This window comes from Micromonospora sp. AP08 (assembly GCF_008085935.1).
Classification (GTDB): Bacteria; Actinomycetota; Actinomycetes; order Mycobacteriales; family Micromonosporaceae; genus Micromonospora; species Micromonospora chersina.
In genome coordinates this window covers 1-676 of the sequence record NZ_VSEZ01000042.1, presented here as the reverse complement: position 1 = coordinate 676, position 676 = coordinate 1, and the positions used below count along the sequence as shown (strand labels likewise).

1 pseudogene is annotated in these 676 nt (G+C 64.3%); it reads right to left on the bottom strand.

The features are described from left to right. Positions 1–676, bottom strand: a pseudogene (locus FXF50_RS29025) (hypothetical protein); the annotation flags it as partial.

Here is a 676-nt window from a genome sequence, read left to right as displayed (position 1 = left end):
TCAGTTGAAGCAGTCTTCGACGGTGTTGGCGCAGTTGGTGGGGTCGTTGTTGGTGATGGTGGACTTGTCGTCGAGCTTGACTGTGCCCTCGTTGTTGAGGACGCCGCCGGCGACGCGGTGGAGCTTGGCGGTGTCGGTGGCGGTGTTCTTGGTGACGTGGGTGTTGGTCAGGGTGACCTTGCCCTTGTTGTTGAAGATGCCGCCGCCGTTGAGGGCGGTGTTCTTCTTGATTTCGGTGTCGCGCAGGGTGAGGGTGGCGTTGTCGTCCTTGTCCCTGCCGTTGTGCTCGGTGAAGCCGTCTTCGACCTTGACGAGCCATTCGCCGTTGAAGATGCCGCCGCCGAAGCGGTTGGCGGTGTTCTCGACGATGGTGCTGTCGGAGATGGTGGCGGTGGCGTCTTCCTTGTCGTTGGGGTAGCCCCAGTGCTTGCCGCCGGTGTTGACGATGCCGCCGCCGTTGCCGTCGGCGTGGTTGCGGGCGACGAGGACGTGGTCGAGCTTGAGTTCGGTGTTCTCGGCGTAGATGCCGCCGCCGTTCTCGCAGGCGGTGTTGCCGGTGATGGCGGTGAAGCTGATGGTGACGAAGCCGCCGGAGCTGAACAGGCCGCCGCCGTTCTTGCCGGCGTTGTTGTCCGACAGGGTGCTGCGGACGCCGTCCTTGCCGTGGTCGGAGCCG